The 25,007-nt window shown below is 65.4% G+C and carries 21 protein-coding genes; 19 read left to right on the forward strand and 2 right to left on the reverse strand.

Annotation, left to right across the window (positions count from 1 at the left end):
* The first annotated feature begins 585 nt into the window (after nucleotides 1–585).
* The 7 genes from trpE to trpA all read left to right on the forward strand — a co-directional run bounded on the left by trpE (nucleotide 586) and on the right by trpA (nucleotide 9,089).
* Nucleotides 586–2,232 (forward strand): anthranilate synthase component I, encoded by a 1,647-nt coding sequence (gene trpE / locus Q8K99_03645; GenBank protein ID MDP2181643.1) that lies wholly within the window; start codon nucleotides 586–588, stop codon nucleotides 2,230–2,232.
* Complete coding sequence (gene trpD, locus Q8K99_03650; protein ID MDP2181644.1) at nucleotides 2,229–3,965, forward strand: anthranilate phosphoribosyltransferase; 1,737 nt, start codon at nucleotides 2,229–2,231, stop codon at nucleotides 3,963–3,965. Before trpE ends, trpD begins: the two co-directional genes overlap by 4 nt.
* The gene (locus Q8K99_03655) at nucleotides 3,962–4,774 is read left to right on the forward strand and encodes an indole-3-glycerol phosphate synthase TrpC (protein ID MDP2181645.1); all 813 of its coding nucleotides are present in this window, start codon (nucleotides 3,962–3,964) and stop codon (nucleotides 4,772–4,774) included. Before trpD ends, Q8K99_03655 begins: the two co-directional genes overlap by 4 nt.
* 67 nt (nucleotides 4,775–4,841) lie before the next feature.
* A complete protein-coding gene (locus Q8K99_03660) occupies nucleotides 4,842–6,209 on the forward strand; it encodes a TrpB-like pyridoxal phosphate-dependent enzyme (GenBank protein MDP2181646.1) in 1,368 nt (455 codons plus the stop codon).
* A 54-nt stretch (nucleotides 6,210–6,263) separates the two neighbouring features.
* Nucleotides 6,264–6,902 carry a phosphoribosylanthranilate isomerase gene (locus Q8K99_03665; protein ID MDP2181647.1) on the forward strand — a complete coding sequence of 213 codons (639 nt, stop codon included), beginning with the start codon at nucleotides 6,264–6,266 and terminating at the stop codon, nucleotides 6,900–6,902.
* Nucleotides 6,899–8,110, forward strand: coding sequence for a tryptophan synthase subunit beta (trpB, locus tag Q8K99_03670; GenBank protein MDP2181648.1), 1,212 nt, complete (start codon nucleotides 6,899–6,901; stop codon nucleotides 8,108–8,110). Before Q8K99_03665 ends, trpB begins: the two co-directional genes overlap by 4 nt.
* Nucleotides 8,073–9,089: a tryptophan synthase subunit alpha gene (gene trpA, locus Q8K99_03675; GenBank protein ID MDP2181649.1), complete on the forward strand. Its 1,017-nt coding sequence runs from the start codon at nucleotides 8,073–8,075 to the stop codon at nucleotides 9,087–9,089. Before trpB ends, trpA begins: the two co-directional genes overlap by 38 nt.
* Here the strand turns inward: trpA and Q8K99_03680 are convergent.
* Nucleotides 9,086–9,688, reverse strand: a complete 603-nt coding sequence (locus tag Q8K99_03680; GenBank protein MDP2181650.1) for a hypothetical protein — start codon at nucleotides 9,686–9,688, stop codon at nucleotides 9,086–9,088. The genes trpA and Q8K99_03680 overlap by 4 nt on opposite strands.
* Before the next feature lie 227 nt (nucleotides 9,689–9,915).
* On the opposite strand from Q8K99_03680, the gene Q8K99_03685 reads away from it, so the two are divergent.
* From Q8K99_03685 to typA, 3 genes are all read left to right on the forward strand, one after another.
* A complete protein-coding gene (locus tag Q8K99_03685; protein ID MDP2181651.1) occupies nucleotides 9,916–10,233 on the forward strand; it encodes a hypothetical protein in 318 nt (105 codons plus the stop codon).
* Nucleotides 10,234–10,398: 165 nt separating this feature from the next.
* Complete coding sequence (locus Q8K99_03690; GenBank protein ID MDP2181652.1) at nucleotides 10,399–12,498, forward strand: immune inhibitor A; 2,100 nt, start codon at nucleotides 10,399–10,401, stop codon at nucleotides 12,496–12,498.
* Between the two features lie 190 nt (nucleotides 12,499–12,688).
* Nucleotides 12,689–14,497 carry a translational GTPase TypA gene (gene typA, locus Q8K99_03695; protein MDP2181653.1) on the forward strand — a complete coding sequence of 603 codons (1,809 nt, stop codon included), beginning with the start codon at nucleotides 12,689–12,691 and terminating at the stop codon, nucleotides 14,495–14,497.
* Here the strand turns inward: typA and Q8K99_03700 are convergent.
* A complete protein-coding gene (locus tag Q8K99_03700) occupies nucleotides 14,494–15,258 on the reverse strand; it encodes a MerR family transcriptional regulator (GenBank protein MDP2181654.1) in 765 nt (254 codons plus the stop codon). The genes typA and Q8K99_03700 overlap by 4 nt on opposite strands.
* 126 nt (nucleotides 15,259–15,384) lie before the next feature.
* On the opposite strand from Q8K99_03700, the gene Q8K99_03705 reads away from it, so the two are divergent.
* From Q8K99_03705 to Q8K99_03745, 9 genes are all read left to right on the forward strand, one after another.
* The gene (locus Q8K99_03705) at nucleotides 15,385–17,028 is read left to right on the forward strand and encodes an NAD+ synthase (protein MDP2181655.1); all 1,644 of its coding nucleotides are present in this window, start codon (nucleotides 15,385–15,387) and stop codon (nucleotides 17,026–17,028) included.
* A gap of 8 nt (nucleotides 17,029–17,036) precedes the next feature.
* Entirely contained in the window at nucleotides 17,037–17,486 is a 450-nt protein-coding gene (locus tag Q8K99_03710) for a GNAT family N-acetyltransferase (GenBank protein ID MDP2181656.1), read from the forward strand.
* A gap of 143 nt (nucleotides 17,487–17,629) precedes the next feature.
* The gene (locus Q8K99_03715) at nucleotides 17,630–18,568 is read left to right on the forward strand and encodes an aldolase (GenBank protein MDP2181657.1); all 939 of its coding nucleotides are present in this window, start codon (nucleotides 17,630–17,632) and stop codon (nucleotides 18,566–18,568) included.
* A gap of 128 nt (nucleotides 18,569–18,696) precedes the next feature.
* Nucleotides 18,697–19,575, forward strand: a complete 879-nt coding sequence (gene accD / locus Q8K99_03720; GenBank protein ID MDP2181658.1) for an acetyl-CoA carboxylase, carboxyltransferase subunit beta — start codon at nucleotides 18,697–18,699, stop codon at nucleotides 19,573–19,575.
* Entirely contained in the window at nucleotides 19,572–20,537 is a 966-nt protein-coding gene (locus Q8K99_03725) for an acetyl-CoA carboxylase carboxyltransferase subunit alpha (protein ID MDP2181659.1), read from the forward strand. The genes accD and Q8K99_03725 overlap by 4 nt, the downstream gene beginning before the upstream one ends.
* A 43-nt stretch (nucleotides 20,538–20,580) precedes the next feature.
* Nucleotides 20,581–21,819 (forward strand): 6-phosphofructokinase, encoded by a 1,239-nt coding sequence (locus tag Q8K99_03730; protein MDP2181660.1) that lies wholly within the window; start codon nucleotides 20,581–20,583, stop codon nucleotides 21,817–21,819.
* A 19-nt stretch (nucleotides 21,820–21,838) separates the two neighbouring features.
* Complete coding sequence (locus Q8K99_03735; protein MDP2181661.1) at nucleotides 21,839–23,650, forward strand: aldehyde ferredoxin oxidoreductase family protein; 1,812 nt, start codon at nucleotides 21,839–21,841, stop codon at nucleotides 23,648–23,650.
* Nucleotides 23,650–24,246, forward strand: a complete 597-nt coding sequence (locus Q8K99_03740) for an aldolase (protein ID MDP2181662.1) — start codon at nucleotides 23,650–23,652, stop codon at nucleotides 24,244–24,246. Before Q8K99_03735 ends, Q8K99_03740 begins: the two co-directional genes overlap by 1 nt.
* The gene (locus Q8K99_03745) at nucleotides 24,240–25,004 is read left to right on the forward strand and encodes a TIGR00730 family Rossman fold protein (GenBank protein ID MDP2181663.1); all 765 of its coding nucleotides are present in this window, start codon (nucleotides 24,240–24,242) and stop codon (nucleotides 25,002–25,004) included. The genes Q8K99_03740 and Q8K99_03745 overlap by 7 nt, the downstream gene beginning before the upstream one ends.
* The last annotated feature ends 3 nt before the right edge of the window (nucleotides 25,005–25,007 follow it).

The raw sequence follows: 25,007 nt of genomic DNA on the forward strand, positions 1-25,007 counted from the left end.
GCCCACAGGCGTCGACGTCTCTCATCGAACTCTCCCGCGAGCGCCCGATAGCGCTCTCCGATCGCATGCTCGTTGATCATACGATCTTACTTCGACATCACCAGCCAATCTCCTACTTGTTGTTTGACGCTTCCTAAGTGCAAGAGGCTTTGCACTGACTTTGTCAATTCAGGGCCTGCGATTGGCCTGCGAGTTGCACCGTCCCTCTTCGGCGTGTAGAGTAACCTGCAATCGGATATGAGCCGTTGACGGGGAGTAGTACCCCGGTACGCGCAAGCATAGAGAGTCGGGGATGGTGGAAACCCGGCGTGAGCGTCCGGTAGGGAATGGGCCCCCGAGGCACCAGGGCAAAGGCATTGCGCCGACTAGTCCTGGCGGAACCCCCACCGATACAAGGGGCCGGGTATTCGGAACGAGTCGCGCGAGGCGACACGGACCACGTACCGTCAGGACAAGTGGGCTCGCCGCATCTGGTGAGTCAACAAGGGTGGCACCGCGAGATTACCTCTCGTCCCTTGAGGATGAGGGGTTTTGTGTCTTCCGGGCCCTCATTCTCGAGGTATGTGCCGAGAAGGAGCGAGGGCATTGATTCTGCCGGGCAAGGACGAGTTCGTACGGCTGGCCGCAGACCACGATGTGGTCCCAGTCGCACGCGAGGTCTACGCCGATCTCACCACGCCGATCAGCGCGTTCATGGCGCTGGCCGAGGGCGCCGAGCACGCGTTCCTGCTGGAAAGCGTCGTCGGAGGCGAGCGCCTCGGGCGCTACAGCTTCCTGGGCGTCGGAGACCGCGAGGTCATCACCGCGCGTGGCAACGAGGTCGTCGTCGAGAACGGCGGCGTCACGGGCGAGCGGGCCGACGACCCGCTGCGGGTCGTGTCGCGCCGCCTGGCCGCAGGCCGCGTGGCGCGCGTGCCGGGGCTGCCGCTGTTCGTCGGCGGGGCGGTCGGCTACGTGGGCTACGAGGCCGCAAGCGGCTTCGAGCGCGTGCCCCGGCACGATGTCCGCGAGATCGACGTTCCGGATATGGTGTTCATGCTCGCGGACATCGTGGTCGCGTTCGACCACGCGCGCCGCGTGCTGCAGGTCATCGCGCCGGTGCGGCCAGGCGGCGCGCCGGAGGCTGCCTACGACCGGGCGCTCGGGCGCATAGACGCGTTCCTCCGCAAGATCGACGAGGGTCCGCGTGGCGCCGAACTCGGCTCCGTTGGCGTGACGGCCGAGGTCCCGCTCGAGGCGCACACCTCGCACGACGAGTTTCTCGAGCAGGTCCGCACCGCCAAGGAGCACATCGCCGCGGGCGACATTTTCCAGGTCGTGCTTTCGCAGCGTTTCTCGGCGCCGTACGCGGACGACGGCCTCGACCTCTACCGCGTCCTGCGCGCGGTGAATCCAAGCCCCTACATGTTCTACCTGCGCACCCGCGACGTGACGCTTGTGGGCTCGAGTCCCGAGCCGCTCGTGCGTGTCGAAGGCGACGAGGTGCTCACGCGCCCGCTTGCCGGAACGCGCCCGCGCGGCGCCGACCTTGCCGAGGACGGGCGGCTGCGCGCCGACCTCCTCTCCGACGAGAAGGAGCGCGCCGAGCACGTCATGCTGGTCGACCTGGGTCGCAACGACCTCGGCCGCGTGAGCGTGCCGGGCACGGTGAAGGTCGACGAGCTCATGGAGGTCGAGTACTACAGCCACGTCATGCACATCGTGAGTAACGTGACGGGCACGCTCGCCAAGGACAAAGACTCCGTCGACGCCCTCGAGGCGACATTCCCTGCGGGTACGGTCTCCGGTGCACCGAAGATCCGCGCGATGGAGATCATCCGCGACCTCGAGCCTGCCGAGCGCGGTCCATACGCGGGCACGGTCGGCTACTTCGGCCTCGATGGTGCGATGGACATGTGCATCACGATCCGCACGTTCGTGCTCGCGGGCGGTCGCGCGTACCTGCAGTCCGGCGCCGGCATCGTCGCCGACTCCGACCCCGAGAGTGAGTACGAGGAGTGCCTGCACAAGGCCCGTGCGCTGCACAAAGCTCTTGAACTTGCAGCCGGGATGCACAGTGAGGATCAGCCGGCGTCCGGCGGGCGCATCGGGGTGGGCCGAAGCGCCTCTGGTGGCGTGCAGTATGCATCCGGCGAGGAGGGGCTCCGGAGGGAGCCTCTGCAGCCGCGTAGCGGCGAAGCCAGCGACCGGAGGAGCCCCTCCTCGGCGTCCGGAAGCGGGGTGCGCTCGTGATTCTCGTCATCGACAACTACGACAGCTTCACCTACAACCTGGTGCAGCTTCTCGCAGCGCTCGGCGCCGAAGTCCGCGTCGAGCGACACGACGCGCTGACCGCCGAGGATGCGCTTGCGCTCTCGCCGGCCGGTATCGTGATCTCGCCGGGACCGGGAACGCCTGACGACGCAGGCATCTCGCGCGACGTCGTCCGGGCGGCGGCGGAAGCGCAGGTGCCGCTCCTTGGCGTGTGTCTTGGGCATCAGTGCATCGCAGAGGTCTTTGGCGGCACGATCTGCCGGGCGCCAAAGCCGGTGCACGGCAAGACCGATGAGATCCTTCACGACGGCGAGGCGCTCTTCGCCGGCATCCCGAGTCCGTTTACCGCGACTCGCTATCACTCGCTGTGTGTTGCCGCCGACACTGTGCCCGATGTCCTGGAGACGCAGGCCACCACTGTCGACGGCGTCGTGATGGCGCTTCGCCATCGGGAGCTGCCGATCTTTGGCGTGCAGTTCCATCCCGAAAGCGTGCTCACTCCCGAGGGCACGAAGCTACTCGCGAACTTCCTCGACACGTGCGGCGAGGTCCCGCAGGCGGGCAAGAGCCCGAGTGGTGCTGCGGCGACCGTATCGGCGGCAGGCGGCTCCGCCCGCGCATCGGCGGCATCTGCCGAGGTCACCTCGATCGGCGGCGCGATCGCACGGGTCACTGCTGGTCAACCGCTCGCCGAGCACGAAGCTGAACTCGTCATGGGGATTGTGATGGATGGCGACGCCACGCCCGCGCAGATTAGTGCGCTCGTTGTCGGGATGCGCATGAAGGGCGAAACGGTTGACGAGATTGTCGGGTTCGCTCGTGCGATGCGCGAGCGCGCAACGCCAGTGCGACCGATGGCTACTCGCTACATCGACACCTGTGGTACCGGTGGCGACGGCCTGCACACGTTCAACATATCCACGACGACCGCGTTCGTGGTCGCCGGTGCGGGCGTACCGGTTGCGAAGCACGGCAACCGTGCCGTCTCTTCCAGCACCGGAAGCGCCGATGTACTCGAGGCGCTCGGCGTGGACGTCACGCTCGGCCCGGGAGACATGGCGCGCTGCATCGATGAGTGCGGGGTGGGCTTCCTCTTCGCGCAGGCGCTTCACGCGAGCATGCGACATGCAGCGGGTCCGCGTCGCGAGATCGGCATCCGGACGGTGTTCAACGTCCTTGGCCCGCTTACGAACCCCGCAGGTGCGAAGCGGCAGCTCCTTGGCGTGTATGATGCTCGGCTCGCTCCCGTGATGGCAGAGGTCGCCGGTCGGCTCGGTGCCGAGCGGGTGCTCGTCGTCCACGGTCATCCGGGCATGGATGAGGTATCTGCCAGCGGGCCGACCACGATCTCCGAGTTCGACGCGGAACGCGGCGGGGTCGTGACCTACGAGATCTCGCCGGACGAAGTCGGCATCGCACGCGGCACGCTTGCCGATATCGCCGGTGGCAACGCCGAGGAGAACGCCCGCCTCGTGCGCGCAGTTCTCGAAGGCGAGCACGGTCCCCGGCGCGATGTCGTGCTCATGAACGCCGCCGCCGCGCTGCTGGCTGCGGGCGAGGTCCCTGATCTGGCCGAAGGTGTTGTCCGCGCACGTGAGGCGATCGACACCGGCAAGGCGCTTTCGGTGCTCGAATCGCTCGTGTCGGTCTCGATGCGGCTCGGTGCCGAGGCACGCGAGCGTGCAGCCGCAGCCGGGGAGGTGAGCGTGTGAGCGACTTTCTCGAGGTCATGATGGCGCGGCGGCGCGATCGCATCCAAGCTGAGTACGGCGACCTTTCTCCGGCCGACCGCGAGCGGCTTGTGTGCTGCGCCCGCCCGGTGCGCGACTTCGCGGCGGCACTGCGCGACCGCGCCGACATCGCCGTCATCGCCGAGATCAAGAAGGCCTCCCCGAGCGCTGGGCCCATCGCGCCGGACTGCGAGGCGTCCAAGCAAGCACTTCACTACCAGCGCGGCGGTGCGGCAGCGGTCAGCGTGCTCACCGAACCGGAGAGCTTCGGCGGGTCGTTCGCGGACCTCTCGGATGTCGCTGATGCCGTGGACCTGCCCGTGCTCTGCAAGGACTTCATCGTCGATCCCGTTCAGCTGTTCGTCGCTCGCGGCCACGGCGCCGATGCCGTTCTGCTCATGGTCAGCGTTCTCGGCCACATGACGCGCGACTACGCGGACATCGCGGAAACGCTCGGGCTCACGCCGGTGGTCGAGATCGCGACGAGCGAGGAGCTCACGATCGCACTCGGCGTGCGGTCCGGGGTCGTCGCCGTCAACAGCCGCGACCTGCGCACGCTTGAGGTCGATCCGGAACGGGCCTGCGGCGTGCTTGAGGCCGCCCAGCGCTTCGACCTGACGCTGGTCGCAGCGAGCGGGGTCAAGGACCGCGCGGACGTGGAGGCGGCGGCACGTGCGGGCGCGGACGCCGTTCTCGTGGGCGAGACGCTCATGCGCAGCCCATTTCCCGAGGAGGTGCTGGAAGAACTAACGGGGGTCGCGAGATCGGCGTCCCGAGCTATAGCAGGGTAGACGCGGTTTCGCCACAGGGCGGGCTGCAGGATTTCGGGGTATGTGCCCCGGGGATATGGAGGACGAGATGGGAAGCGACAAGACGAGGTTCGGGCTTGATGAGACCAGGATTCCCGAGGCCTGGTACAATATCATCCCCGATCTCAAGAACCCACCGGCGCCGCCGAAGGTGGTCACGCCTGACGGCACGGAGCTCGGACCGGACCAGATCGGCGAGGTCATGGCTTCGCTGTTCCCGATGGAGTGCCTCAAGCAGGAGATGTCCCCGGACCGCTGGATCGACATCCCGGGTGCGGTCATCGACGTGTACAAGACGTATCGTCCGTCGCCGATGCTGCGCGCCCGTCAGCTCGAGAAGGACCTCGGCCTGCCCGCAGGCGTCAAGATCTTCTACAAGTACGAGGGCGTGAGCCCCGCCGGCTCTCACAAGCCCAACACAGCCATCCCGCAGGCGTATTACAACAAGCAGGAAGGCATCACCAAGATCTCGACCGAGACGGGTGCGGGCCAGTGGGGCAGCGCGCTGTCTATCGCCGGCGCGCTCTACGGCATCGACGTCGAGGTCTTCATGGTCAAGGTCAGCTACGAGCAGAAGCCCTACCGCCGCATCCTCATGGAGACCTACGGCGCGACCGTTCACTCCTCGCCGACCAACCTCACCGACGCCGGTCGCCACGTGCTGTCGATGGATCCGGACTCGACCGGTTCGCTCGGTATCGCGATCTCCGAGGCCGTCGAGGTCGCAGCGAAGAATCCCGACACGCACTACTCGCTCGGCTCGGTGCTGAACCACGTATGTCTGCACCAGACGATCATCGGCCAGGAGGCTATCGAGCAGATGGCACTTGCCGAAGAGGAGCCCGATGTCGTCATCGGGTGCGTCGGTGGCGGTAGCAACTTCGCCGGAATCGCATTCCCGTACTACCACCGCAAGCTTGAGGGCAAGAGCAACGCACGCCTGCTCGCGGTCGAGCCCAAGGCGTGTCCGACACTCACCGCCGGTGAGTACCGATACGACCTGGGGGACGAGGCCGGCATGACCCCGCAGATGCTGATGTACACGCTCGGACATGATTTCGTCCCGGCCGGTATCCATGCCGGTGGCCTTCGCTATCACGGCGACTCGCCGCTCGTCTCGCAGCTTGTCCACGAAGGCGAAGTAGAGGCCGTCGCCGTTGACCAGACCAAGTGCTTCGATGCCGCCGTCCAGTTCGCGCGCGCCGAGGGTATCCTGCCCGCACCGGAGTCGGCCCACGCGATCCTTGCCGCCATTAACGAAGCCAAGGCTGCCCAGGCGGCGGGCGAGGACAAGACGGTGCTCTTCAACCTCTCCGGTCACGGCCACTTCGACCTGTCGGCGTACGAGGCATACAACGCCGGCGAGCTCGTCGATTACGACTTCGCCGCCGGTTCGACGTTGTGCGAACCTGAGTAGCTCTTCGAGGAAGGAATGACGGCGGGGGCCCTTCGGGGTCCCCGCTTCCCACACATGAGGAGAACACGAGTCAAGATATGCGGCCTGACATCGGCCGCAGACGCTGCCGGGGCGGTACGCGCCGGTGCGGATGCGGTCGGCGTCTTGCTGGCCGAGTCTCCTCGGCAGGTTTCTGTGAGCGAAGCTGAGGAGATCCTCGCCGCCGTGCCGCCGTTCGTCGCGCGCGTTGGCGTCTTTGTCGACGCACCAGCCGACTACGTGGAGGCCGCCGTGAGGCGGCTTGGCCTGCACGCGGTGCAGTTTCACGGCGACGAGAGTCCCGAGCAGTGCGCCGCGGCGCCGGCTCCGGTCATTAAGGTTCTTAAAGTCGGCACGGGATTTGATAGTAGTGTGGTGGAGCCCTACCGGGGCAGCGTGGCCGCCGTGCTACTCGACACATACGAACTTGCGAAGAGCGGCGGTACTGGCAAGACGTTTTGCTGGCAAGGAATCACCAGTCTTCCCGGTTGGGCTCCGTTCGTTCTCGCGGGCGGACTCACGCCCGGCAACGTCGGTGAGGCCATCGCGACGCTCTGTCCCTACGCCGTCGACGTGTCGTCCGGTGTTGAGGAACGCCCACGCGCCAAAGACCGTCTGCTCATGCAGGCATTCGTCGCGGCGGTTCGTGCGGCGGACGCGGAGGTGAGACGGTGAGCGAGCAGTACTCCGGCGCTGACGAGCGCGGCTACTTTGGTCCCTACGGCGGAGCGTTCGTGCCCGAGACCATCGTGCCTGCGCTGGCTGAGCTCGAAGCGGCGTTTCGGGACGCTCAGAGCGACCCCACCTTCGCCGAGGAACTCGCGACGCTGCTCCGCGACTACGTCGGTCGTCCTTCGCCGCTCTATCGCGCGACGCGGCTTGCCGAGGCGAGCGGACTCGGCGCGGTTTACCTCAAGCGCGAGGACCTCAACCACACAGGCGCGCACAAGATCAACAACACCCTCGGCCAGTGTCTGCTGGCGCGGCGCATGGGCAAGAAGCGCGTCATCGCCGAGACCGGCGCGGGCCAGCATGGGGTCGCCACCGCGACTGCGGCGGCGCTCCTTGGCATGGAATGCGCCGTCTTCATGGGTACCGAGGACATTCGCAGGCAGTCGCTCAACGTCTACAAGATGAAGCTTCTCGGTGCCGAGGTCGTGCCCGTCGACGACGGGTCCGGCACGCTCGCCGATGCCGTGACCGCCGCGATGCGTCACTGGGTCGAGCGCGTACGGGACACGTTCTACGTGCTCGGATCGGCGCTCGGGCCGCACCCGTATCCCACGATCGTGCGCGAGTTCCAGAAGATCATCGGCGAGGAGACGTTGACTCAGCTCGCCGAGAAGGGCGTCGGACGGGTCGACGCGGTCGTCGCGTGCGTCGGCGGCGGCAGCAACGCCATCGGCACCTTCTACCCGTTCCTGCGCGCACTTCCGGCAGAGGAGCGCCCGCTGCTGCTCGGCGCCGAAGCCGCAGGCAAGGGTATCGACACCTTGCTCACCGGTGCTTCGCTCGCGTTGGGAGACCCCGGTGTGATGCACGGCTTCTACTCGTACCTGCTCCAGGACGAGGCCGGGAACCCGCTCGAGGCGTATTCGATCTCCGCGGGCCTCGACTACCCGGGCATCGGCCCGGAGCACGCGTACCTGCACGACGAGGGCCTCGTTCGCTATGAGCCCGTCACGGACGAGCAAGCACTCACGGCCTTCGAGCTCCTGTGCCGCACCGAAGGCATCATCCCGGCGATCGAGTCGAGCCATGCGCTGGCGCTGCTGCCTCTGCTGGCCGAAGAACTCGGCCCCGACGCAGTGGTGGTCGTGACCGTGAGCGGCCGAGGAGACAAGGATGTCGACATCGTTCGAGAGGCGGGACTCGGTGAGTAGCTACGTGGGAGACGATTCCGGCATCTTGCGCTCAGGGTCCTCGCCGCGGCTCCCGGCGCAGCCGGTAGACGCGGCTGCGGAGTCTTCGCTTCAGATGCCGGAATCGTCTGCGGCGATGCTCACCGAAGCATTCAGGAAGGGTAGACCAGCCCTTGTCACCTATCTCATGGGCGGGTATCCGGATCGGGCGACGTCGCTCGAGTCGCTGAGGGCAGCGGCTGCGGCTGGGGCCGACGTCATCGAGCTTGGTGTGCCGTATGGCGACGCACTCGCGGACGGCCCCGTCATCGTTCGGGCGGCGAACGTCGCTCGCAGAGTGGAAGGTGGCTTCGGCCTGCGCGAGGCCATCGCACTCGCTGCGGAGTTCCTCGGGCACGGAGCCCGAAGCGAACACTCCGCAGGCGTCGAAGACGCTGAGTTACTTGTGGCCCCCGCCGAGGACCGTGAGCGAAGGGCTCCGTGCCCGGAGGAGACACCCCCGCTCGCGCTCATGACCTACTACAACCCGATGCTCCGCCTCGGACTCGAGCGCACTGCGCAGCTCGCGCGCGACGCGGGGGTCGCGGGCTTCATAGTGCCTGACATGCCGCCCGACGTTGCCGGGGACTGGCTGTCTGTGTCCGGTGGGCTAGACACGGTGTTCCTCGTCGCTCCCACCTCGACCTACGAGCGCCTCGCGCTGGTCGGGCAGCGGTCGAGCGGCTTCGTGTACTGCGTGTCCACGACCGGCGTCACGGGCGAGCGGTCGGAGCTGCCGCCGGAGCTGGCGGGGTTCGTTGCACGCGTGCGCGAGCACACACAGCTGCCGCTGGCGGTCGGGTTCGGAGTAGGCACGCCGCAGCAAGCCGCGGGTGTCGCGGCCCTCGCCGATGGAGTCGTCGTGGGATCGGCGATCGTCCGGCGCCAAGGAGACCCGGCCGCGGTCGGGCAGTTCGTCTCCGAACTGGCCGACGCGGTTCATGGGGCGCAGTCCGGCTAGCGCCTCACCCGGGGCGAGTTCTTGATGCCCTTGCGGCGATAGGCCTTGCTGCTCTTGGTGATCTTGCGGACCGAGCGCTCGGCGTCCCGGCGCGCGTTCATCTCGTGCAGGGCGTAGAAGGTGCCCTTCTTTTTGTTCTTCCACTTCTCGAAGATCACGACGTGGCCCGGGGTGAGGACGGCATCGCCCGGCTTGAGCCTCTTCGTGGAGATGCGCTTGCCGCGAGTGTGGATGGTGCGCGTGGTGTAGGACTTGTCGAGCTTCCAGGCCATCGACACGAACCCGGAGCAGTCCCTGCGATAGCCACGGTAGTAGCCACGCTGACTATACTGGACGTTCTTCTTCACCCAGACCTTGGCTCGGGAAACGACCTTGCTACGGGTGATGGCTGATGCGCTCGGGGGAGACACGGTGAGCGCCAGCGATAGGGCCATGCCGGCGAGAACCAGCGTGGTTGCGCGGCGGAGCCACGCGCGAGTGGGACGGTCGGTGGTGGTCACGAGCTGTCCTTGTCCTTGGCGAACGTACGCCACGTTGCGCGTCTGCATTGGCAGATCGGTCGCGCGGCGTGCCGGTCCCCCCGGGACTCTGAGGCCCATCTCAGGGCACATCTCCGGGCGGCGGCCGGGGACAGGGAAGCGATATCGGTGCCAATCCCGGCTCGTGGCGGATCCGCTGCCTTCCCGAATCCGACGTCTTCGCAGGTTGCGTATGGTGTGAGCGACGCATGTGTTTCCTGTGAAGTGGGCGGTCCTGGCACGTGTATCGCATAGCATGGGCCATCGAACGCGATACCGGCTCAGGCCGGAATCAGGAGGTACTTGAGATGATGTATCAATACGGAAACGCAGTCCCGGAACACATGTTCCGAGGAGACTTGTTTGGCGTAGGAGGTCTGGTCTTCATGGGATTCGGATTGCTCGTGATCGTAGGTTTGATCATCTGGCTGGTTGTCGCGCAGAGCCGCTCGCAGGTTGTTGTCGCGCAGCACCCGACGTATGCGGGAACCCCGGTTCCACCGCCTGTGACCGCGTCAATGGTGGCCGACCCTGCCGAGACCATCGCTCGCGAGCGTCTTGCCCGGGGAGAGATCGACGCCGAGGAGTTCCAGCGCGTTCTCGCTGCACTTCGCAGCGCCAGGTAGCCGACAACCACGCATCATCGGGGCACCCCACGACGCGAGTCGCGGGGCGCTTCTGCATGCTGTGTCAAGAACCCCTTCTGGAGGAACAAACTCCAACATACGTGTTGTACGCTCCGGCAGGCTTGCGAGGGTTCATCTGCGGGGCAGGGGCCAAGGAGGGGCACAATGAAGCGCATCGCGAGTGCCGCGCTTGTCGCGACGGTTCTGTGCGCGCTCGTCGCATTTCCGGGCGCATCGGCGTCCGGCGCGGCGAACCGCACGACGGACAACATCCCGTACGATATCTCGGCGCAACTCAAACACTTCGACCCGCCGTCGCAGGAGCCGACGATTGCCGACCTGGCTGCGCTCGACATCCCAGCGGATATCCTTGCCGAACACGGCGACCCTGATCTTGTTCTTGAGCTGTTTGACTGGTCCGCGGATCACGCAGGTCCCCACAGTGTGCCGTTCTGGAAAGAATCGTCTGGCACGACGCATTCGGACGTGTACGTCGGGTGGGCCGATCTTGAGGCCCCCGCGACCTCGAGCCAGCAGGACCAGACGATCACACCGGATCAGATCCAGTACATGGCAGACGAGTTCGATGCTCGAATCTGGGAGTCGGACGTCTTTCACTTCGGCAACTACATGCCACGGGCTTCCGGGCCGGGCATGGACGGCTCGCGGGCCGCGATCATGGTCTACAACATCCGCGATGACGCGTATTGGACGAGCTACCGGTTCTACGTCGCCGGCTACTTCTGGGGCGGGCTCAACGATGATCTGGGCATCAACGCGGTGTTCGTGGACAGCTTCAACTGGGCGGACCGAACCGGTTCGGACTCAGCGCGGCCCTATCTATATGAAGGGACGCTCGCGCACGAGTTCGAGCACTTGATCCACAACGATGTGGACGGAAACGAAGACTCGTTCCTCGATGAGGGCATGGCAGACATGGCCGAGCAGTTCCTCTACGGGACCCAGGCCACAGGCGGACACATCGGCGAGTATCTCTACTACCACAGGGACTCCCTCACGGACTGGGACGGGGAGCTCTACGACTACGGGAATGCGGTCTTGTGGCAGGACTACCTCTGGGAGCACGCCGGCGGTGGGGCGCTCGGTGCGCCGCTCGCGGGTCGCGTCGCTCCCGGCTACGAGGCCAACATGTTCGACGAGACCGACGACAAGTTCGCCGACTCCGGCGACGCGTTCATCTGGAATCTCATCCACAACCAGACCAACGGGCTGGCGAGCATCGGCGAGCTCGTGGGCGGAATGCCCGAGGTGGAGCAGCTTCATCGCGACTACACGCTCGCGAACCTGCTGGACGGGAAAGTCGGCCAGTCGCAGTGGAACTACCGCAACCTGGCGCTAGGGGGAGCGGACTCGGACTACTACACGATCGATGACGGGATCGCGTTCTACCAGTCCAACGTCAACGGCAACATGCCGCCGACTCGCAAGAATGTGCGTCGCCGGACAGGCGTTGAGTCCTGGGGTGCGTACTACCGCACCTTCGGTGGCGCAGAGCCGGGTGTCACAATGGCGTTCACGGGCAGCGCCACAGACGGAGTCACTCCGCATTCCGCGCCTTCCGAGTGGTATGCGGGGCTTGGGAACAACCTGCAGAGGGGTCTCTCTCGCGAGTTCACCGATGTCGCCCCGGGTTCACAGCTCTCCTTCTGGACGTGGTACGACATCGAACAGGATTGGGACTACGGCTACATCGAGGGGTCTGCTGACGGCACGAACTGGGCCAAGCTCGCGCAGATCAGCGCGCTTCCGGCGGGCGGAGCCACGAACATCTACGGTTCCTCGGCCTGGGACGGTCCGGGAGGACTGACCGGCAACTCGGGAGGGTGGCAGCAAGCGACGTTCGACCTCGGTGGACTTTCCGGCGACGTCTTCGTGCGCTTCCGCTACGCGACCGACGAGGCCGTCAACGGACTCGGCTGGTACGTCGATGACGTGAGCGCGGGCGGCGAGTCGGACGCGGTCACCGATGCAACGCGGCCGCTTTGGACCGATGGCGGCTGGATGTTCACGAACGGGATGCAGGACAACGACTGGACGTGTGACGCTTATGTCCCCTACGTGAAGGCGAAGTGGCCGTGGTTCACGCTTACTCCGGTCGTCCCGTCGGCGGGAGTCGGTGTGACTGGAAGTATCTGGATACCCACGCAGTACCTCAAGAACAACAAGATCTACGGAATCGTCTCGAACCGCCCCAGCGGGTCCTTCGAGTCCGTGGGGCGTCTGACAGTGCAGAAGAGCAAGTAGTCTCGGTGCCATGTGTCGCGGGAGAAGCCGTTGCGCTGCTCCCGCGACACATCCGCTGCTGGTGAAGTACGACGGAGCGCCTGCTCTGCTCTGACGTCGGCGTGTTTCAGCTTCGCTGGCCCGGTTCGTGCTACCCTAGCGCCTTGTGCGTCCGCACGGACGCGCGTCTTCGGCAGGGAAGTGACATCGCATGCGCCAGAACGACGTTCGTAACATCGCCATCATCGCGCACGTCGACCACGGCAAGACCACGCTGGTCGACAGGCTGCTGCAGACTACCCATGTGTTTCGTGACAACCAGGACGTCCCCGACTGCGTGCTGGACAGCAACGACCAGGAGCGCGAGCGCGGCATCACCATCCTGGCGAAGAACATCTCGATCCGGTATCGGGACACCAAGATCAACGTCATCGACACTCCCGGGCACGCCGATTTCGGCGGCGAGGTGGAGCGAGTGCTGAAGATGGCCGACGGTGCACTGCTTATCGTGGACGCATTCGACGGTCCAATGCCGCAGACGCGCTTCGTTCTCAAGCACGCGCTCGAGCACGGGCTGAAGCCGGTCGTGGTGGTGAACAAGATCGACCGCGACGGTGCCCGACCGCACGAGGTCGTCGATGCGGTCTTCGATCTAATGGTCGAGCTGGGCGCGGACGACAGCCAGCTCGATTTCCCCGTTGTGTACACATCTGCGGTCAGTGGCTTCGCGCGGCTTGACCCAGATGACGGAGGCGCGGACATGCTTCCTCTGCTCGACACAATCATCGACTCCGTTCCCCCGCCCGACGTTGATGTTGACGGTCCCGTTGCCATGCAAGTCTGCACGATCGACCACAGCACGTTTGTGGGCCGCATCGGGATTGGGCGCGTGTTCTCCGGAACCATGCGGTCCGGGGACAGGATCCTGGTCGTCAAGAACGACGGCAGCCGCTACCAGTCGGTCGTCAAACAGCTACTCACATTCGAGGGCATGGGTCGTGTCGAAGCCCAGGCCGTGCATGCAGGTGACATTTGCGCGGTCGTCGGCGTCGAGGACGCGGACATCGGCGACATGTTCACCTGCCGCATCGACCCGGTACGCCTCGACCCGATCCACGTTGAGGAGCCGACGATGTCGGTCGTGTTCTCTGCCTCCACCAGCCCGCTCGTAGGGCAGGAGGGCACCGTCGTCGGCGGTCGCCAGCTCAAGGAGCGGCTGCTGTACGAGGCCGAAAGCAACATCTCGATGCGGATCGCCGAGACAGAGGACCGCAGCGGCATGGAGGTCTCAGGCCGAGGAGTGCTCCATCTGTCGGTTCTCATGGAGACGATGCGCCGCGAGGGCTACGAGTTCCAGGTCGGGCGCCCGCAGGTGATTCTCAAGAAAGAGGGCGGCAAGACCTTCGAGCCGATCGAACATGCAGTTGTCGACGTCCCAAGCGAATATGCCGGCAAGGTCATCGAGATCTTCGGCAGCCGCGGCGGCGAGATGACGGACATGGTGCAGCACGATGCCCGCGTGCACCTGGAGTTCAAGATCGCCACGCGTGGCGTGATGGGTCTACGGACCCGCATCCTCAATGCAACGCGAGGCGAGGCCACGCTCTTCCACCACTTCCGCGAGTACGGGCCGTTTCGTGGCGAGATCGGCGGGCGCATCAACGGCTCGATGATCGCGATGTCGACCGAGAAGTCCGTTGCCTACGGCCTCGACGCTCTGCAGACGCGCGGCAAGATGTTCGTGGGTCCGGGGGTCATGTGCTACGAAGGCATGATCGTCGGCGAGCATGCCAAGGACAGCGACCTCGTCGTCAACGTCGCCAAGGCGAAGCAGCTCACGAACATGCGCGCTGCTGCGGCTGACAAGGGGATCCAGCTCGCGCCCCCGATAACCTTCACGCTCGAAGAAGCGCTCGAGTACATCGAGGACGACGAGCTGGTCGAGGTCACACCCAAGTCGATCCGGCTCCGCAAGCGGCAGCTGAACGAGAAGGACCGCAAGAAGACCCGCAACGCCTAGGAGTCTGCCGCACGTGCCGCATTCGCTCGGATAGCGTCGCAAACGAACTGCGCCATGCCGACGTGGACCTTCTCGTAGGCTGCCGTGAAGCGCGGGTCGGCGACGTACATCTCGCCCAGTCCCACATGCATCTCGTGGGAGCATGGGTAGAACCACTGATCGATCTGCAGCCGGTAGCGCTCGACGGCGTCCATGGCGCGTGGGTCGTCCGAGGCGACGCCTTCGTCCATGAGCGCGGCGATCGATAGTCCGATCTCCTCGGATTCGTCCTTGAAGCGCTTCCAGTCCTCCTTGGTGTAGCGGGCCGTGCGCTTGGCGGACTCCTTGTACGCGTCTGTCTCGCCCCAGCGCTCCCGGACTTCGTCCTCATACTTGGCGGGATCGAACTCGCCGAACGCCTCGAACATGTCTTCCTTGGCCATGGTGACTCCCTTCTGCGCGCTTGCGATTGCGGCGTCGACCGCGTCGATCATGTGCGCGAGTTGCGCGGACTTGCCTTCAAGCATCCGGCGCTGCATGCGCAGCGCATCGAGGCGATCGAAGGCGGGATCGCCCGTGATTCGGCCGATCTCGGGAAGCCCGAAGCCGAGCTCACGGAAGAACATGATCTGCTGCAGCAGGGCCAGATCGTCGTTTTCGTAGAGCCGGTATCCGGCGTCGGAGCGCCCCGTTGGCCTGAGCAGGCCGATCTCGTCATAGTGATGCAGCGTCCTGACGCTGATCCCCGCGACGCGCGCGACCTCTCCGACTGTCATGCCCATCCTTCTCACCTCCAGCAAGCACGATAGACCCTCACGTTACGTTAGGGTCAATACCCGGTTTGAGAGGTTCGTGTCATGTGTTGGCCGTGGCGTTGGGAGCAGGCCAAACTGCAGTAGCCAAGTGCTATGCTCGTCCGCATAGCGGTTACGTGTGAGGGAGGGCAGTCCGTGCGCATCGCGTTGGCCCAGATCAATCCGACCGTCGGAGACATCGGCGGCAACGTCGCCAAGATCATCGGGGCGGTGTCGCGCGCGGCGGAGGAGGGTGCAGGCTTCCTGCTCCTCCCCGAGCTCGCCATCACCGGCTACCCGCCCGAGGACCTGCTGTCCAAGCCCCATTTCGTCGAGGCCAACCTCGATGCGCTCGAGCAGGTCTCGGCTGCCTGCGGCAACGCCACGATCGTCGGCTTCGTGAACCGGGTCGGGGACACTCTCTACAACGCCGCCGCACTGTGTGGCAACCACCGGGTGCTGCAGGTCTATCACAAGCGTCGGCTGCCCAACTACGGCGTCTTCGACGAGCACCGGTACTTCGCTCCTGGCGATGAGGTCGGGCTCATCGAGCTGGGCGGAACCATGTTCGCCAACACGATCTGTGAGGACATCTGGACTCCCGAGATAGTCGCCGAGGCCGTTGCTGAAGGCGCGAGCGTGCTCCTCAACATCTCGGCCTCTCCGTACCACGCCGGCAAGGGCGACGAGCGCGAAGAGATGCTCCGCACCCGTGCCCGCGAGAGCGGCACCTGGCTCGCCTACTGCAACATGGTCGGCGGCCAGGACGAACTCGTCTTCGACGGCCGTTCGGTCGTCATCTCGCCATCTGGTGACGTCATCGCGCGCGGCGCGACCTTCGCCGAGGACTTCTTCTCCGTCGACTTCACTCCAGGCGCCAAGCTGGGCGCCGCATTCCACACGGCTCCGGTCCCCGAACCTGCCGAGGAGATCTACCAGGCAGTCGTCACAGGCCTGCGCGACTACGTGACCAAGAACGGCTTCTCCGACGTCGTCCTGGGCCTGTCGGGCGGTATCGACTCGGCGCTCACGACCGCAATCGCCGCCGATGCGCTGGGGCCGGAGCACGTCCATGGTGTGATGATGCCGTCGCGGTACTCCTCGGCGGGTAGTGTCGATGACTCGAAGGCGCTCGGGGACAACCTCGGCATCGAGGTCATGGAGCTGCCGATCGAAGGGCCGTTCGGCGCATTCGAGGAGACGCTTGCGCCGGTGTTCGCCGGGCGCGAGCCCGACGTGACCGAGGAGAACCTGCAGTCGCGTGTTCGCGGGACGCTGCTGATGGCGTTGTCGAACAAGTTCGGTTGGCTTGTGCTCGCGACCGGCAACAAGAGCGAGCTTTCGGTCGGCTACTCGACGCTGTATGGCGATATGGTAGGCGGTTTCGCGCCTCTGAAGGACCTGCTCAAGACCCGCGTGTACGAACTTGCTCGTTGGCGCGACCGGGGCGGCGAAGTCATTCCTGCAGCGATCATCGACAAGGCTCCAAGCGCCGAACTCCGACCGGATCAGATCGATCAGGACTCGCTGCCACCCTACGACGTTCTCGACGCCGTTCTCGCTCTCTATGTAGAGCAGGACCGCTCGGTCGACCGGATCGTCGCCGATGGTCACGACCGGGCCACCGTCGAGCGCGTGGTCCGAATGGTCGACTCGGCGGAGTACAAGCGCCGCCAGGGGCCGATGGGCGTCAAGATCACGACGAAAGCCTTCGGCAAAGACCGCCGCGTTCCTGTCACGAATGGTTTCCGCGGATAGGGGGGTACATGGAGCCGTTCGATCTGCGCTATGTCGCTCCGGGTACGCCGGAGTACGAGCAGGCCAAGGGGATTCGCTACGAATGCCTGTATGGCGAATGGGGGCTTCCAGAAACACTCGTCGAGGACACCGACGGTCGCACATACGTTCACCTCGCTGCGGTCATCGACGAGCATGTCGTGGGCTACGCCCGGTTGCACCTTCAGGGCGGCGACAGCAAGCTCTTCCAGGTGTGCGTCACCGAGCGCTGGCGTGGCCACGGTATCGCACGGGCGCTCGTGCTGGAGCTCATCGGGCTGGCGCGCCGCCAGGGCCGCCGCCAGGTCTATCTGGACGCGCGCACACATGTCATCGGCATGTACGAGAAGCTCGGGTTTGCCGTTGAGGGAGATGAGTTCCTGTCTCCGCGCACCGGCACGCCGCACCGCGTCATGCGGCTGCTTATCAACCCTGCGTAGCCCGCCTCGGTCCGGACGAGCCGTCCAGGCGGGTAGAAAAGCGTCGACCGTTGCACTACCCTGGTCATGCGCTCAAGAGGGTTCGGGTGCGCGCCGCGCGCCCGTGAGGAGTCAGCAGTCCCGAGTCTTTGGAGGGGTATAAGATGCCGACCATTATCCGTGACCAGGTTCGTGTTCCTGCCGATGTACCGGCAGAAGCGCGGGAGACCTACATCGACAACTACATGGCCGCCACGCGCGGCACCGGTCGTCTCATGCTGTTTGCGTGCGACCAGAAGATCGAGCACATGAATGACGACTTCCACGGCGAGGGAATAGCTGCCGAGGACTCCGATCCCGAGCACCTGTTCCGCATCGGCTCGCAGGGCGTTTGCGGCATCCTTGCCGGACAGCGCGGCCTCATCGCCCAGTATGCCGCGGACTACCCGGACATCAACTACCTCGTGAAGATGAACAGCAAGACCCATCTCGTGAAGACCAAGCAGGAAGATCCCTACAGCCCGCAGCTCTACGACATCCAGGCCGCGTTCGACCTCGCCAACAATGGCGTGAACGTTGTCGGCGTCGGCTACACGATCTACCTGGGCTCCGAGTACGAGTCGCAGATGATGATCGAGGCTGGCCAGCTCATCGCCGAGGCGCACGCCGCAGGCATGATCGTTGTCTTGTGGCTGTACCCGCGTGGCACGGCTGTCGAGAACGAGAAGGACGCGCACCTCATCGCCGGCGCCGCCGGCGTGGGGCTCTGCCTCGGCTCGGACTTCGTGAAGGTCAACCCGCCCAAGGGCGACGACTCCGGTTCCTCGGCGGAGAAGCTCAAGGAGGCCTCCTCGGCTTGTGGGCGTACCGGTCTCGTGTGCGCCGGTGGCTCGACCGTCGACGCGAGGACCTTCCTCACGCAGCTCTGGGAGCAGATTCACGTGGGTGGCGCCAGCGGGAACGCCACGGGTCGCAACATCCACCAGCGCGAGCTGGGCGAGGCCGTGCGTCTGACCAAGGCGATCAGCGCGATCACCCTGGCAGACTACGACGCCGACCGGGCGCTCGCGGTCTTTGAGGGCACGCAGGACTTCACCGTCTAGGAGTCGTCGCCCGGTTGCGGCGGCGACGGCGGTTCACGTACACGCCAGAATGCGCGGCACCGCCCCGGACATCCCGGGCGGTGCCGCGATATGCTATACGGACGCATGTACCGAATGGATTGGGTGACATGTCGATCGCTGACTGGTTCAAGGCGCGAGAGGACCGCAAGTACACCGCCACCACGGGCCAGAAGACCGACGTGCCCGAAGGCGTGTGGACGAAGTGCACCGCATGCAAGCACATCATCTACGAGGGTGAACTGACCGAGAACCTTCGTGTGTGCCGACACTGCGGCCACCATTTCGAGCTCACCGCCGCTCAGCGGGTGGTGATGCTCGCCGATGAGGGCACGTTCGTGGAGTTCGATGCTGGCGTGACCTCTCTCGACCCGCTCGGCTTCGACGCGGTCAAGCCGTACACCCAAAGCATTTCCGTCGCCAAGGAGAAGACCGGCCTTGCTGAGGCGTTCGTCGTTGGCCGCGCACAGATGGGTGGGCACGCTGTCATCCTGGGCGCCATGGACTTCCGCTTCATCGCGGCGTCGATGGGTTCCGCGGTGGGCGAGAAGGTCGCGCGTGCGTTTGAGACCGCTTTGGCCGAGCGCCGCGCCGTGGTCATCACGGTTGCGTCGGGGGGTGCCCGCATGCAAGAGGGCATGCTCTCTCTCATGCAGATGGCAAAGACGAGCGCCGCCGCCGCGCGCCTCGCGGACGCGGGTCTGCCCTACGTCACGATCCTGACGCATCCCACCATGGGCGGCGTCACTGCGAGCTTCGCCGTCCTGGCCGACGTCATTCTGGCCGAGCCGGGCGCGCTCATCGGGTTCGCCGGCGAGCGCGTCATCGAGCAGACCATCCGGCAAAGGTTGCCGAAGGGCTTCCGCTCCTCGGAATTCATGCGTGAACATGGCATGGTCGACGATGTCGTGCCGAGAACAGAGCTTACCGACCGAGTGGGCCTGGTGCTCGAGTACCTGACGTCCCGCTCCGGTGGTGAGGTCGCATGAGTCACTTCGTGATGGAGTTCGAGCGGCCGCTCGCAGAACTCAGGGAGAAGCTCGCCGAGCTCAAGCGGATGGATCTGGCGTCTCAACCGGACCTTGCCGCCGAGATTGCGACGCTGGAAGAGCAGCTTGAGCGACTCCGCATCGAGACCTACGAAAACCTCACCCCGTGGGAGCGGGTGCAGATCAGCCGGCACCCGGAACGGCCCAAGATGCAGGACTATCTGCCGGCGCTGTTCACCGACGTCATCGAGTTGCACGGCGACAGGCTGTACGGCGACGACGAGGCGATCTTCGCCGGGCTGGCGACGATCGATGGACGGCGTTGCGTTGTCCTTGGCCACAGGAAGGGCAAGACGACCAAGGAGAACATCCGGCGCAACTTCGGCAGTCCGCATCCCGAGGGCTATCGCAAGGCGATGCGCGCGATGCGCCTGGCCGACAAGTTCGGGCTGCCGATCGTGAGCTTCATCGACACGCAAGGCGCATTTCCCGGCATCGAAGCCGAGGAGCGCGGCGTGGCATGGGCCATCGCGGAGTCACTCGCGCTTCTTTCGGGCTTGCGGGTGCCGGTCGTTGTCGTAGGAATCGGCGAGGGCGGCTCCGGCGGGGCGCTCGCCATCGGTTTTGGCGATCGGCTCATCATGCTGGAGAACGCGTACTACTCGGTCATCACGCCGGAAGCGTGCGGGTCGATCCTCTTCAAGGACTCGGCACATGCGCCGCAGGCAGCCGAGTGTTTGAAGATGACCGCTGAGGATCTCCTTGGCTTCGGTATTGTCGACGAGATCGTTCCGGAGCCGCTTGGAGGAGCACACACGGACGCCGCCGCCGTCATGGCCGATGTGCACGGTCGCGTGTCGTCGGCACTCGAGACGCTGTGCTCCCGTGATTCGGGCGAATTGGTCGAGGCGCGGTACCGAAGGCTGCGTTCGATCGGCGTTTGGGACGAGGGTACCGGGTAGGTAAAGGACACACGCTGCAACGTCATCCGAGGGGGTGTTTCGCTTGAGTGCCGCTTCTGACATCAAGCGGGTAGGGATTCTGTTTTCGGGAGGACCGGCGCCGGCTGCAAACGCGGTCATTTCCGCGGCGGTTTTGAGCTTTCTGAACGCCGGGATCGAAGTCATGGGCTTCTACGACGGCTACGAGAACCTCGAACGCTACTCGCCCGAGACTCCACTCGAGCGCGACAAGCACTACATCTGCCTGTGTCGGGATGATGTCTCGGTCATTCGCAACCGCAAAGACATCATCCTGCGGACGTCGCGAGCCAACCCCGGCAAGCCCGTGGCAAAGCTCGAAGACCTCGCTGATCCCGAGAAGAACTGCAAGCTCAAGGCCGTCTACGATGCGCTTGAGGCCTACAGCATCGACGCGCTGATCTCGATTGGTGGCGACGACACGCTCAAGACCGCCAACTACATCTACAAGATGCAGGAGCTGGCGCCGGAGGTGCGGCGGGTTCGCGTCGTCCATGTTCCAAAGACCATCGACAACGACTACTACGGTATCGACTGGACGTTTGGGTTCTTCTCGGCAGCACATTACGCAGCGGCCGAGATCCGCAATCTGGGTGCGGATGCGCGTTCCACGAAGGTCTGGTACGTGCTCGAGATCATGGGGCGCAAGGCCGGCTGGCTCACGTACGCGTCCGGCATCGCCGGCGAGGCCACGCGGATCATGTCGGTAGAGGATTTCGACGGGCATTTCGATCTCGATGCCGCTGCAGCCGAGCTGGCGAGTCTCATGGAGGCCCGCGTGAAGGACGGCCGGGAGCACGGCGTCATCTGCATCGCCGAAGGACTCGCGGACAAGCTGCCGGATTCCCAGCGTCCGCAGGAGACCGACGAACACGGCAACATCGTTCTCGGTGTGGCACAGGTCGGGAAGATGTTGGCGAAGGCGCTGGAGGCGAAGTACAGAAGCGACACGGGACACTCCATCAAGGTCCGACACAAGCAGGTCGGCTACGAGGCCCGCTGCGCGGAGCCCAGCGCATTCGACGTGCTCCTTGGCACGCAGCTTGGTACGGGGGCATGTCGCGCGCTGGTTGACGAGGGCCTGACGGGTCACATGGTCAGTGTCGAGAACCAACTTCAGCTCAAGTACGTTCCATTCGGCGATCTGGTCGACCCGGATACGCTCAAGACAAGGATCCGTTTCATCGAGCGGGACAGCGACTTCTACAAGCTCGCGCGCGCGCTGGAGTACCAGAAGCTCGAGCACCCGAGTGCCGAGTGCTAGCCGAGTGTCGGGAGATGGCGTGACGTACGGGTACGCCGGAAAGCTGCTCTACGTCGACCTGGCGGCGCGCACCACGCGCGTCGAGCCCCTTGCCGAGGAGATGGCACGCCAGTTCATCGGCGGCCGTGGCCTGGGGGCGCGGTTGCTCTGGGATCTCATGCCCCCGGGCACCGACCCGCTCGCGCCGGAGGCGCCCCTCATCTTCGCGACAGGCCCGCTGACCGGCACGAAGGCGCCGACCTCCGGGCGCTTCTCGCTCACCGGCCGCTCGCCGCTGACCGGGACGATTCTCGACACCAACTGCGGAGGTGCGTTCGGAGTGCGGCTCAAGGCCGCCGGCTTCGACGCGCTTGTCGTGACCGGTCGTGCCGAGGAGCCCACGGTGGTGCGCATCGACTCCGGTGGTGTCGCGTTCGAGACCGCCGGTGAGCTGTGGGGCGCGGGAGTCGCCGCGTCCACGACAGCTCTCATCGGCGACACGCGTGCCACGAGCGTGGCACTCATCGGAGCAGCGGGAGAGAATCTCGTGAAGCTCGCCACCATCATGGTGGACGGCAAGCGTGCGCTCGGCCGTGGTGGCATGGGCGCCGTCATGGGTTCGAAGAACCTGAAGGCGATCGTGGCGAGCGGAGAGGGACGACCTGCGGTCGCACGCCCCGACGACCTCGACTTCTTCCTCTACGAGGTCAACAAGACACTGTCGGCCAACCCGGTCACGAGCCGTGCGCTTCCGGCGTTCGGGACCGCGATGCTTGTGGGTGTCCTTGGCAAGCGCGGGCTGATGCCGGCGGACAACTTCCGCGCCGCTGCGGGCGAGATGGCCGAGTCGCTTTCCGGCGAGCGACTTGCCGAGGAGTTCCTGGTGCGCCGGAGCGGCTGCTGGGGCTGTCCCATCCAGTGCGGCCGGCAGACGAAGACCGCGCATGGCGAAGGCCACGGCCCGGAGTATGAGACGATCTGGGCGCTCGGCGCGAACCTGGGCATCGGCGACTTGGAGACGGTGGTCGAGCTCAACTACCTATGCAACGAGCTCGGGCTCGACACGATCTCGACCGGCGGGACGGTCGCGTGCGCGATCGAGCTCGCCGAGGCAGGCGCCGCCCCGGGTCCTACGCGAGGCGACGGAGCAGCGGTCGAGGCGGCGATTCGCGCGCTGTCTGCCCGCGACGGCGATCTCGGCGAGCAGATGGCCGAAGGCAGCAGGGCGCTCGCGGTCGCGCACGGGATGCCCGACGCCGCGATGCAGGTGAAGGGGCTCGAACTGCCCGCCTACGATCCTCGCGGGATGCAGGGGCAGGGCCTCGGCTACGCCACGAGCAACCGCGGCGGGTGCCATCTGCGCGGCAACATGGTCGGGTTCGAAGTACTTGGCACGCCCAAGCTGGTCGATCGCGACGCCGTGGGTGGCAAGGCGGGGCTGCTGATCGTCGCGCAGCACCTTGGCGCGGTGCTCGACTCTCTGTCGCTGTGCAAGTTCTCGAGCTTTGCGCTCTCCGAGGAGCACTACGCGCGGCTGCTGACCGCCGTGACCGGCATCGAGGTGGGCGGACAGGATCTGCTGCGGGCGGGGGAGCGCATCTGGAATCTCGAGCGCGCCTTCAATCTGCGAGAGGGCATCACCGCTGCCGACGACAGGCTGCCTGCGAGGCTGCTTGAAGACCCGAACGCGGCGGGTGAGGTCGTCGATCTCGTGCCGATGCTTGCGGAGTACTATCGGTTCAGAGGTTGGGACGAATCCGGCGTACCGACTTCTCGCAAGCTCGCGCAACTCGACCTGGAGTGGACGGTCGAAAGCGACTCTGCGGGTCCGACAGCCGGTCAGGAGGCCTGATGTACGAGGATTTCGAACGCGTGGGGCGCGACCTGTTCCTGTCGGGCGCGATATCGAGTCACGGTGGCAACATGTCCGTGCGCGTCGGGGACCGGATGATGATCACCCGGCGGGGTTCGATGCTCGGGCGTCTGCAGCCGGCCGACATCATAGAGACTGCGCTCGACCACGACGATTCCGAGGTTGCCCTCGCATCCACCGAGATCGTCGTGCACCGCGCCATCTACGCCAAGACGAACGCACTTGCGATCGTGCACGCGCATCCCGCCCACACGATCATGCGATCGCTGGTCGACGACGAGATCGTCCCGATCGATTCCGAGGCGAGCTACCTGCTGCACAAGGTGCCGGTGTACGCGCTCTCGCTCACGGCGGGATCGAGCGAGGTGGCCGAGGTAGTCTCCGATGCGCTCGTCGACTACAAGTGCGTCCTGCTCCGTGGGCACGGCCCGTTCGCCATCGGCACGGTGCTCGAGGAGGCGTTCCAGTGGGTAAGCTGTCTGGAGGTAGCCTGCAAGATCCTGAACCTGCGGGACTCGCTCGGCCTTCCGGTCAAGGAATACCGCGAGCACGGTGAGGAGTACGGGAAGTGGTAGACGACTCCGGCGTGAACAACCCCTCCGGTAAGCCGGAGCACGCGGATCGCCCCCTGCCCCGCTCTCTGCTTGAAGACGTGGTGGGTGCCGAGGCCGAGTTCCTAGCAGGCACGCGCCAACACTCCGATAACGTCGAAAGCGCGGTCCGCATCTTCCTCGAGTTCCTGCGCGGGTTCGAGTTCCTGTCGCTCGACCGGCCGTGTGTGACCGTCTTTGGCTCGGCGCGTTTCCACGAGGGGCATCCGTACTACGAAGTCGCCCGCAACGTCGGACGACAGCTGGCCGAGGCGGGCTACTGCGTCATGACCGGCGGGGGACCGGGCATCATGGAGGCCGCCAACCGCGGTTGCCAGGAGGCCGGCGGTCTGTCCATCGGCGCGAACATCCACCTGCCCAAGGAGCGGCAGCCCAACTCCTACGTCGACCGCTGGGTCGAGTTCGAGCACTTCTTCGTGCGCAAAGTGATGCTCGTGAAGTACTCGTGCGCGTTCATCGTGATGCCGGGCGGATTCGGCACCCTGGACGAGGTCTTTGAGACCCTCACGCTCATGCAGACCGAGAAGATCACGTTCTTCCCGGTGGTGGCGGTGGGCAAGGAGTTCTGGCAGCCGATGATCGACTTCTTTCGCGATCGCCTAGTTGCTGAGGGCACGATCGCGCCGTCCGACCTCGATCTCATCCACGTGACGGACTCGGTTGAAGACGCGGTCGCCTTCATCGAAGAGCACCCGCACGGCTGCAATCAAGACGCGGGGTAGGGG

It is taken from the genome of Actinomycetota bacterium (assembly GCA_030682655.1).
Classification (GTDB): Bacteria; Actinomycetota; Coriobacteriia; order Anaerosomatales; family JAUXNU01; genus JAUXNU01.